This window comes from Kineosphaera limosa NBRC 100340, from assembly GCF_000298215.1.
Taxonomy (GTDB): domain Bacteria; phylum Actinomycetota; class Actinomycetes; order Actinomycetales; family Dermatophilaceae; genus Kineosphaera; species Kineosphaera limosa.
Genome location: NZ_BAHD01000052.1, coordinates 40,985 through 51,150, shown reverse-complemented (window position 1 = coordinate 51,150; position 10,166 = coordinate 40,985). Strand labels below are relative to the sequence as shown.

The following is a 10,166-nucleotide window of genomic DNA, read 5'->3' as shown; positions in this document are numbered from 1 at the left end:
CGGGAAACACTATCGAACATAATTTGTAGTAGCAACGCTACTAATCGCTGAATCCCGGTGCGGCACAATAAAATTCAAATTGACTCGACCGGCCATGAGTTCCATTGGGCCGCAAGCGAACCCAGGGTGCAACACAGCACCTTTGCGACATGATCTACGTCACATCTGAACGCTATTGATCCTTTTATCGATCCCCTGTCACGCGCCCCCAGACTCCCTGCCCTCGACGGGCACGACCGAGAACCACGGGAGTTGGCGAAAGCCACCGTCAATAGGGTCGGATTACCGGAGTTTGCGACGTCACGACGGTCATCGGCACTGACCCGGCAATGCGCCTGAGTTCCTTTTCAGCCTGCGCCACGTCGCTACTGACCTCCACGAGCACCGAGTTCGTTTCCTCGTCGGCGTCGACCAGGGTGACCTTTACGCCCTGCGCTGCAAGCGCCGGGATATGGTCAACGATGAGGCCGAGCAGGCCTCGCTGAGCGTCCTATCGACCGTTCCTGAACGAGGATGATCGCTCGCCGCGATCGCCCACCTCAGGCCGCGCCAACCGGGCTGGCAGCGGCGGCCACCGGGCGGCTGGCGCGGGCACCCGCGCGGATGCGCCGCTGGCAATCGGTCGGGATGCCGCCGAGCCGGCCCAGCACCTCCAGGGTCGCGGTCGAGCGGTTCATGGTGATGAAGTGCAGGCCGGGGGCGCCCTCGGCGAGCATCCGCTCCCCCAGCTCGGTGGCGATCGCGACACCCTCGGCGCGCAGCGCGGCCCGGTCGTCGGCCAGCGGCTGGAGCCGAGCGATGACCGCCGCAGGCAGCGGCGTACCCATGAGCTGCGACATGCGCGCGATCTGCGCGAAGTTGGTCACCGGCATGAGACCCGGCACGATCGGCAGCTCCCGACGGGCCGCCACCTCGTCACGTAGACGCAGGTAGGTGTCGGCGTCGAAGACCATCTGCGTCACGGCGAACTGGGCGCCGGCGTCGGCCTTGCGGACGAGCACCTCGACGTCGTGACCCAGGTCCGGCGACTCCGGGTGCACATCGGGAAAGGCCGCCACCCCGACCGTGAACGAGCCCAGCGAGCTGATCAGCCGCACGAGGTCGTCGGCGTGGCTCAGGCCCTGCGGGTGCGGCGCCCAGGTGGCGCGGGCGTCACCGGGCGGGTCGCCGCGCAACGCCAGAACGTTGTGGATGCCGGCCGCCGCGTACGCGCCGATCACCTCACGTAATTGCGCGACCGAGGCCCCGACGCAAGTCAGGTGAGCCATCGGCTCCAACGTCGTGACCTGCGCGATCTGCTCCGTGATGCGGACCGTGCGGTCCTGAGTGCTGCCCCCGGCGCCATAGGTCACCGAGACGAACGCGGGGTCGACCTGCTCGATGCGACGGATCGCCTCCCACAGCGTCGCCTCCGCGGCGTCGTCCTTGGGCGGAAAGAACTCGAAGCTGAACGCGGGGCGATCCGAGCGCAGCAGATCGGGGATGGATGGGCGATGGAGCATGCGGTCAGCGTAGGCGAGGCCGCACACCGTAGGCTGCGGGCACCAGCATCCGGAAGGACCCACCGTGAGCCGTGTACGCGACCTGCACGACCTGCGTCGTCGCGTCCAGACCGAAATCGAGACCGAGCTGGCACACCAGCGGGAGGTACTCGCCGAGCTCGGGGACGACGGACTTGGCCTGCTCGAGGTCATCACCCAACTCCTGCAAGGCGGCAAACGCCTGCGGGCCGCGTTCTGCTACTGGGGATACCGCGCGATGGGCGGGCAGCACGACGCAGCAGCCCTGCGGGCGGCCAGTGCGATGGAGTTCTTTCAGGCGGCCGCGCTGCTGCACGACGACGTCATGGACGACAGCGCCGTCCGCCGCGGCGCCCCCACCGCCCACGTGCACCTGCGCGACGCGCACGCCAAGCACGGCTGGCTCGGCGACTCCGGCCGCTTCGGCCAGGCCGGGGCGATCCTGGCCGGCGACCTGTGCCTGGTCTGGAGCGAGGAGATCATGGCAACCAGCGGGCTGGGTGGCGACGAACTCGCTCGCTCCCGGCCCGTCTTCGACCGCATGCGCACCCAGCTCATGGCGGGCCAGTACCTCGACATCCTGCATTCCGTGCGCGGCTGGTCGTCGCTGGGTCACGAGCAGCGCATCGCCGCCGCCCGGCAGGTGGTGCGCTACAAGAGCGCCAAGTACTCCGTCGAACAACCTCTGCTCATCGGTGCCGACGCGGGGGGTGTCGGCCCCGCGGACCGCGAGCACCTGTCGCGTTTCGGGCTCGACATCGGCGAGGCCTTTCAGCTGCGCGACGACATCCTCGGTGTCTACGGCGACCCGCAGGAGACCGGCAAACCGGCCGGCGACGACCTGCGCGAAGGCAAACACACGGTGCTGCTGGCGCTCACCCTGGAGCGCGCCACACCGGCCCAATCGCAGCAGCTGAGCGCCGGGCTGGGCGCGGATCTGACCGACGAGGAGGTGGCGCAGCTACGCGAGGTCATCAGTGACTCCGGCGGGCTGGACGCCCTCGAAGAGATGATCGAGGCCCGTACCACCAGGGCCCTCACAGCCCTGGATTCAGTGCGCGGCCTCAGCGACGAAGGTCGCGACGCGCTGCTGGAACTGGCCCGCCTCTCGACGGCCCGCACCACCTGACCCCTGGCGCGACCAGGGCACCGCGATGTTTCAGCGGCTTCTCCCGCATGCCGCGCGACGACACCCCGGCGCTCGAGGCGTATCCAAGTGCGCCGTCAGCGCGGCCGGGTCGTGGGTCAGGGGGCCCACCCACAGGGTCTTGGCAGACGTAGCGGCTTCTCGACGTACTCGTGACGCGACACCCATCACACCATTCGCATCGCTGCAGGTCAGCGCCCTGGCGAAATCGGTCGGCTTTCCCGGGTACGTCGAGAAGTCGCTACGACCAGACGGAAGCGCCCAGCTCGGGCCTTGTGGTGGGCTCAGGACTGGCTCAGAACACGGCCCGCCTGCGGGCCGGGCTTGTCTGGTGCATTCTCCCGCGAAGCAGCGTCGGCAGGCTCCTCGGGAGGGTGTCTGAATCCCCTTAGAAGGCGGTCTCCATGGCGCGGCGGCGGATCTCGGTCTTGTGCCCGGCCAGCAGGCAGCCGATCGGGGTGCCGTCCTCGGGCAGCGTGTCGTCCCGGGTGAACAGCCAGCGCACCAGCTCGGCGTCGCTCATGCCGCCGTCGGCGAGCACCATGACCGTGCCGCGCAGCTGGGGGCGGGGCCCCTCGTCGGTGACGAAGGCCGCCGGGATCGCCACCGCGTTGTTCGGACCGCGGCGCACCCCGACGAGTTGGCGCTCCTTGAGTTGACCGCGCACATCCGAGAGCGAGATCCCTTGCAGTTGAGCAGCCTCCGGCACGGACAGCCACTGCGACACGAGTGCGTCGAGGGAGTCGTCGGCCGCGGCGTCGGCGGCGAGAGCGGCCGGGGGGCCGGCGGGATCGGTGGCGGAGTCGTGGCTGGACACGCCCCTACAGTGCCACACCGGTCGCCAGCGACAGTCGGATCGACAGTTAGATCGACCGTTGGATCCGGGTGCGGAGCGGGAGCGGATCAGCGGTCGGACGAGGCAGGGCGGGGCGCGCCGGGCGAGGCCGACATCCCCGACCCCGACGGCGCCTTTCGCTAGATTCGCGCGCGAAGACCTCGCACCCGCAACGGCGCTCACGCCCCCCGCCCCGGCTCCTCCTACGGACCGTCCACTTCGGAAGGAACCCCCGTGCCGATCCCGTTCGCCGGCGCCGTCGTCGCCCCGACTCTGCCTTTTCCCGAGACCTACGCAGCGATGCAGCGGCCGCCGGCGGTGACCGCACCCGCCGCGACGCAGCGCTGGGGCCGCTATGTGGTGCGTCCCGGCGACACCCTGCTCGCTTTGGCCCTGTCCCGCGGCACCACCGTGGAAGAGATCGTCGCCCGCAACATGCTGGCCAACGCGGAGGCGACGCTGCGGCCCGGCCAGGTGCTCGCCCTCCCCGGCGGGACCCTGCTCGGACCGACCGGGCAACCGGCCCCCACAGGGGGCGGCAGCACCGCGACCAGTACGGCCCGCTCCGGCGACGGCAGTCACGTCGTACGCCCCGGACAGACGCTCTCGGGCATCGCCGCCCGGTACGGGCAGACAGTCGGTTCGCTACGGTCGGCCAACGGCCTGAGCTCCGACATCATTCGCCCCGGGCAGCGCCTGACCATCCCGCAGGGCCGCGCCGCGGCACGCGTGGCGGCCACCGCGTCTCGTGCGGGCGCCGCGGGCACCCGCACGATCGTCGTACAGGTGCGCCCCGGCGACGGCCTCGGGCTCATCGCGCAGCGGTACGGCGTGTCGCGCGCGAGCATTCTCAAGGCCAACAACCTCTCCGCCGACACGACCCTGCACCCGGGACAGCAACTCCGGATCGTGGGCACGCGGGTGCAGGGCACGGCTCCGGCCTCCCAACGCCTCTCCGACTCGGCGGCAGCCAATCGCGCCCACCTCAACCGCAAGGACGTGCCGAGCCGCACGCAGACTCGCCGACTCGTGGCGGCCGAGGCGCGCCGCCAGGGGGTCGACCCGGTGCTCGCGGTGGCCATCGCCTACCAGGAGTCCGGTTGGACCCAGCGGGCCGTGTCGCACAAGAACGCCATCGGGGTCATGCAATGCCTGCCGAGCACCGGCGGCTGGGTCTCCGGGCACGTCGACCGCGACCTCGACCTGCTCGACACCCACGACAACATCACCTGCGGCGTAGCCTTGCTGCGCAGCCTGGGCCGCAGCGCCCACAACCTCGACGAGGTGATCGGCGCCTACTACCAGGGCCTGACGTCGGTGCGACAGAACGGCTACTACCGCGATACCACGCGCTACATCCTCAACGTCAAGGCCCACATGGAGCGGCTCGGCTGAGTCGGCTCTCGAGTGAGGGGCCCCTGCTCCCTGGGAGCTTCCAGTGTTCTTGCTGAACAGAGCCGGGGATGCGGGTGGCTCCCGCGGGTCGCACCATGGGAGCAAGCGGAGCCCGCCTACACTGCCAAGGTGGCCCTGGCCGAGCGCACTCTCATCGACCGCGTAATCGACGGTCGATACCGTGTCGTGCGCCATATCGCCGACGGCGGCATGGGATCGGTGTACGCAGCCGTCGATCTGCGCCTCGAGCGCGACGTCGCACTCAAGGTCATGCGCGCCGACCTGAGCCGCGACCCCACCTTCGTCGAGCGATTCCGCAAGGAGGCCCGCTCGGCCGCGCGGCTGAATCACCCGCACGTCGTCTCCGTTCACGACCAGGGGGAGGACGAGGGCGTCGTCTTTCTCACGATGGAGCTCGTCGAGGGCCCCACCCTGCGGGCCTGGCTGCGGCAGGCCACCGCGCTGACCCCGCGCGAGGCGCTGGGGACGATGGAGGAGGTGCTCTCGGCGCTCGCGGCGGCCCATCGGGCCGGCATCGTGCACCGCGACATCAAACCGGAGAACGTGCTGCTCTCCACCGAGGGCGTCGTCAAGGTCGCCGACTTCGGCTTGGCTCGCGCCGTCGCCAGCACGACCGCGACCGCGCTGACCGGCACCCTCATGGGCACCGTCGCCTATCTGGCGCCCGAGCAGGTCGAACGCGGAGTCGCCGACGCCCGCAGCGACGTGTACGCCGCGGGCCTGATGCTGCACGAGATGCTGACCGGCCGGCAGGCCGTGCACGGCGACTCCCCCATCCACGTGGCCTTCCAGCATGTGCACGGCCGCCTACCCGCACCCTCCGAGCACGCCCCGGGGCTCCCGTCCGCCCTCGACGACCTCGTCGGGGTCGCTACGCGCCGCGACCCTGACGCCCGGCCCGTCGACGCCGGCGAATGGTTGGAGATGCTGCGGGCCTCCCGCGACGGCCTCACCGCCGAGCAGCTCGACACCCGACCCACCACGGCCACCAGTTCGACCTCCGATACGAAAGAGGCCGCTGCGACCAAGACGAAGGCCATGACCCGGCGAAGTGGCGGCACAAGGAGGCGCACTGCCAAGACGACCGGTGCCCCAGGTGCGGCAGGTGCGGCGGCAGGTGCGGCGGCAGCCTCCGGCGGCGCTGTCGGTGCCTCACAGAGTGGGCCGGGTCCGTCGTTGTCAGCCACGAATGACACAGACCCCGGGGGCAACCTCAACAAAACAGGGATCCTGGCGCGCGCCACGCAGGTCATCAAGGTCGACCGCGGCGACCGTCCTGCCTCGCCCACTGCGGCTGCCTCAGCTTCCCCTGACAAAACGACCGGCAAGTCCACCGACAAAGGCACCGACTCGGCCGCCTCGGCCACGTCGATCGGCGAGGCCATGGTCGCGATCGGGGCCGCGGGGCACGACCCGGGCAAGGACGGGCGCAGCGCTCGTCGCGCACCCTCTCGTCGTCGTCGGATCGCGATCGTCGCAGCGCTGATCGTCGCTTTGTCCGGCGGCGGCACCTGGTACGCGATGGCCGGCCCCGGATCAGAACGCCCGGTCCCCCCAGTCGCGGGCACGACGCAGTACGCAGCCTTGGCTGCCCTCGAGGGCGTCGACCTGCGCACGCAAATCGTCGAGGAGTACTCCGAGACGGTACCCAAGGGCGAAGTGATCTCCACCGAACCCGAGGGCGGTCAGCCGGCGTGGCGCTACTCCACGGTCACGCTCGCGATGTCGCTGGGCCCGGAGCGATATGCGGTGCCCGATGTCACCGGCAAGACCCCGGAGGAGGCCGCGCAGCTCATCAGCGACACGCGCCTGACGGTCGGCCCGACTCGGGAGGCGTACCACGACACGGTCGAGGTGGGGCGCGTCTACCAGACGACCCCGAAGATCGGCACCGAGCTCAAGCCGGGCACCGAGGTGCGGCTGGCGGTCAGCCGCGGCCCGGAGCCGATCGAGCTCGTGGACTGGCGTGGCAAGCCGGTCAGCGACGCCGAGAAGGCCCTCGAAGAGGCCGGTGTGGCGGTCGTGCGCGGCGGCGAGGAGTTCAGCAGCAGCGTCCCGGCCGGGGCCATCCTCACCCAGTCGCCCGGGCCCGGCACCGTGTACCGCGGCGACACCGTGACCTTCGTCGTGTCCAAGGGGCCAGATATGGTCGCGGTTCCGAACGTCCGTGGCGAGAACGCCAACCAGGCCCGACGCGAGCTGGAATCGGCCGGCTTCACCGTCCGCATCGAGCGCATCGCCGGCGGCCTGTTCGGCACGGCGCACTCCACCGATCCCGCCGGCGGCCAGCGCGCCCCCCGCGGCTCGACCATCACTCTCAGGATCGTCTGACGCGGCCAGACGCGGGATTCAACAGAGGCGGGATTCAGCCTCGGTCAGCCGCCGGCTCCACCGCTCACTCCTGGTGGGCGAACCGCTCCTCGCGCCACACGTCTCCGGTGAAGTGATGCCCGCGCTGCTCCCAGAAGCCGCGGCGCGGCTCGTGGTGAAACTCCAACGCCACCAACCACTTCGGCCCTTTCCAGCCGTACAGGTGCGGCAGGATGAGGCGCAGCGGCCAGCCGTGCTCGGGCGCCAACGGCTGCCCGTTCATGTGGGTCGCCAGCAGCGCCTGCGGCGCGAGGAGGTCGTCGACAGTGACATTGCTGTGATATCCGTACGAGGCGTAGGCCAACGCGTATGGCGCGGTCTGCGCCGGCGGGAAGCGCTCCAGCAGGTCGCGGCAGCCCACTCCGGCCCAGTGCACATCCGCCAAGGTGCGGCGGGAGGCGCAGTGGTGATCCGCGACGAACTCGGTGCGCGGCAACTCGCCCAACTCACCCCAGGACAAGCGGTGCTCAGCACCGTCGGCGGTGGCCCCGCTGATCGTCAGCCGCCAGGTCTGCAGATCGACCCGCGGCACCCGACCGTAGTGATTGGGCCGGCGCGCCTCGACCAGACGCTGCCCAGGTGGCAGCGGGTGCGGGTGACCGGAGTCGCTGCTCCGCTCACCCGACCCGTCACCAGGGCTGTCGTCGTGATCCACCACACTCCCAGGCTAAGCGCTGTTCGTTAAGCCGCTGTAAGCGGCCCGAACGACGCGGTCAGCGAGCGGCGAGCATCTCCGCGACGACGAACGCCAGCTCCAGGCTCTGCTGGTGGTTCAGGCGCGGGTCGCACAGCGTCTCGTAGCGACGCTCCAGGTCGGCGTCGCCGAGGTGCATCGCGCCGCCGAGGCACTCGGTGACGTCGTTGCCGGTCAGTTCGACGTGGATGCCACCGGGGATCGTCCCGAGCTGGTGGTGCACGTCGAAGAAGCCGCGCACCTCCTCCACGATGTCTTCGAACCGGCGCGTCTTGTACCCGCTGGGCGACTCGAACGTGTTGCCGTGCATCGGATCGCACACCCAGGTGACCTCGATGCCGGCGTCCGTGACGCCCTTGACGATCGCCGGTAGCGCCTCGCGGATCGTGCCGGCCCCCATGCGGGTGATGAGCGTGAGCCGACCCGGCTGCTCGTCGGGGTTGACCAGGCGGGCCAACTCCACGATCTGCGCGGGGTCGGCGGTCGGGCCCACCTTGATGCCGACGGGGTTGCTGACGCGGGAGATGAAGTCGATGTGCGCGCCGTCCAGGTCACGAGTCCGCTCGCCGACCCAGACGAAATGCCCGGAGGTTGCGTACGGCAGCCCGGTGCGCGAGTCGATGCGGGTCAGCGGCTTCTCGTAATCCAGCACCAGCGCCTCGTGGCTGGCCCACACGTCGACGCGGCGCATCTCCTCGAAGTCGACCCCGCAGGCCGCCATGAAGCGCATCGCCTTGTCGATGTCGTGCGCCGTCCGCTCGTAGCGGGCGTTCGCGGAGTTGGCGATGAACCCGCGGTTCCACTCGTGCACGAAGCGCAGGTCGGCGAAACCGCCCTGGGTGAAGGCGCGCACGAGGTTCAGCGTGGCGGAGCTCGTGTGGTAGGCCTGCAGCAGGCGCTTCGGGTCGGGCTGTCGCGCGGAGTCGGTGAACTCGAAGTCGTTGACGAGGTCGCCACGGTAGGCCGGCAGGGTCGTCGCGCCGCGGGTCTCGGTGTCCTTGCTGCGCGGCTTGGCGAACTGCCCGGCGATGCGCCCGACCTTGACCACCGGCATGCTCGCGCCGTACGTGAGCACCGCCGCCATCTGCAGGATCGTCTTGATGCGGTCGCGGATGTTGTCGGCGGTCGCTGCCGCGAACGTCTCCGCGCAGTCGCCGCCCATGAGCACGAACGCCTCGCCATTGGCGGCGTCGGCCAGCCGCTGGCGCAGAATGTCACACTCGCCGGCGAAGACCAGCGGCGGCAAGGACGCCAGGGTCTGGGAGACCTCCTCGAGAGCCTGCGGTTCGGGCCAGGTCGGCTGCTGCTTGGCTGGCAGATCGGGCCAGGTCAGCGGAGAAGATGCGGTCACGAGGGTCAAGGGTAGGCAACCCACGCGCGGTGGCCGAACTCGACCACCGTCCGGACGCCGCCACGAGCCCCGCGCGAGGGCGGCCCGTCGGTGGCGCGTCGGTGGCGCGTCGGTGGCGCGTCGGAGTCGCGGGCTCGCCCGGTCAGCCTTCGACGGGCGGCTCGTCCAACCCGTGTTCGATGGCGTAGCGCACGAGTTCGACCCGATTGTGCAGTTGCAGCTTGCCGAGGGTGTTCTGCACATGGTTCTGCACCGTGCGGTGCGAGAGCACCAGTTGGGCGGCGATCTGGCGCGCCGAGAGCCCCGTGGCGACCAGGCGCAGAATCTCGGTCTCCCGAGGGGTCAGCCGCGGGACCGGAGGGGAGTCGCGCCGGTGAGTGCCGGAGTCCTCCTCGCGGGCCATCCGTCGGTACTCCCCCAGTACCAGCCCCGCCAGACCCGGGGTGTAGACCGCGCGACCGCGGGCGGTCGCGTCGACCGCGGCAAGGAACTCCTCGCGCCGCGCCGACTTCACCAGGTAGCCGGTGGCCCCTTCGCGCACGGCGGCCAGCACGTCGGCGTGCTCGGCGCTCGCCGACAGGATGAGCACCTTTGTCTCGCACTGCGCGTCGCGCAGTCCGCGGCAGACCTGCGGGCCGTCGAGCTCAGGGAGGTTGAGGTCGAGCACGAGGACGTCGGGGCGCAAGTCCACGACGCGGGCCAGCGCCCGTCGGCCGTCCGGCGCCGTGGCGACAACCTGGTAGCCGGCCTCGGTCAGATCGCGTGCCACCGCCTCGCGCCACATCGGGTGATCGTCGGCGACGACGACGGTGATCTCGTGTGTCTGGGTCATG

General features: G+C 70.3%; 8 protein-coding genes. 3 read left to right on the top strand and 5 right to left on the bottom strand.

The genetic code is table 11. From position 1 onward, the window contains the following. Positions 1–539 precede the first annotated feature (539 nt). Positions 540–1,502 (bottom strand): methylenetetrahydrofolate reductase [NAD(P)H], encoded by a 963-nt coding sequence (metF, locus tag KILIM_RS14580; RefSeq protein ID WP_051988807.1) that lies wholly within the window; start codon positions 1,500–1,502, stop codon positions 540–542. Between the two features lie 64 nt (positions 1,503–1,566). Here metF and KILIM_RS14575 point away from each other — a divergent pair, with 64 nt between their 5' ends. Continuing rightward, positions 1,567–2,649: a polyprenyl synthetase family protein gene (locus tag KILIM_RS14575; RefSeq protein WP_006593480.1), complete on the top strand. Its 1,083-nt coding sequence runs from the start codon at positions 1,567–1,569 to the stop codon at positions 2,647–2,649. Positions 2,650–3,055: 406 nt separating this feature from the next. Here KILIM_RS14575 and KILIM_RS14570 read toward each other — a convergent pair whose 3' ends face one another. After that, complete coding sequence (locus KILIM_RS14570) at positions 3,056–3,484, bottom strand: Rv2175c family DNA-binding protein (RefSeq protein WP_006593479.1); 429 nt, start codon at positions 3,482–3,484, stop codon at positions 3,056–3,058. Between the two features lie 252 nt (positions 3,485–3,736). Between KILIM_RS14570 and KILIM_RS14565 the strand changes: the two genes are divergently transcribed. Together KILIM_RS14565 and KILIM_RS14560 are read left to right on the top strand one after the other, a co-directional pair. Further along, positions 3,737–4,897, top strand: coding sequence for a LysM peptidoglycan-binding domain-containing protein (locus KILIM_RS14565; protein ID WP_006593478.1), 1,161 nt, complete (start codon positions 3,737–3,739; stop codon positions 4,895–4,897). Positions 4,898–5,026: 129 nt separating this feature from the next. Then, on the top strand, positions 5,027–7,249 hold the full coding sequence (locus KILIM_RS14560; RefSeq protein ID WP_051988805.1) for a Stk1 family PASTA domain-containing Ser/Thr kinase: 2,223 nt from the start codon (positions 5,027–5,029) through the stop codon (positions 7,247–7,249). A gap of 64 nt (positions 7,250–7,313) precedes the next feature. On the opposite strand, the gene KILIM_RS14555 is transcribed toward KILIM_RS14560, so the two are convergent. The 3 genes from KILIM_RS14555 to KILIM_RS14545 form a co-directional block, all read right to left on the bottom strand. Further along, complete coding sequence (locus KILIM_RS14555; RefSeq protein ID WP_255247666.1) at positions 7,314–7,946, bottom strand: molybdopterin-dependent oxidoreductase; 633 nt, start codon at positions 7,944–7,946, stop codon at positions 7,314–7,316. A gap of 55 nt (positions 7,947–8,001) precedes the next feature. Then, positions 8,002–9,342: a class II 3-deoxy-7-phosphoheptulonate synthase gene (locus KILIM_RS14550; RefSeq protein ID WP_006593475.1), complete on the bottom strand. Its 1,341-nt coding sequence runs from the start codon at positions 9,340–9,342 to the stop codon at positions 8,002–8,004. A gap of 133 nt (positions 9,343–9,475) precedes the next feature. After that, positions 9,476–10,165, bottom strand: a complete 690-nt coding sequence (locus tag KILIM_RS14545; protein ID WP_006593474.1) for a response regulator — start codon at positions 10,163–10,165, stop codon at positions 9,476–9,478. Position 10,166 lies beyond the last annotated feature (1 nt).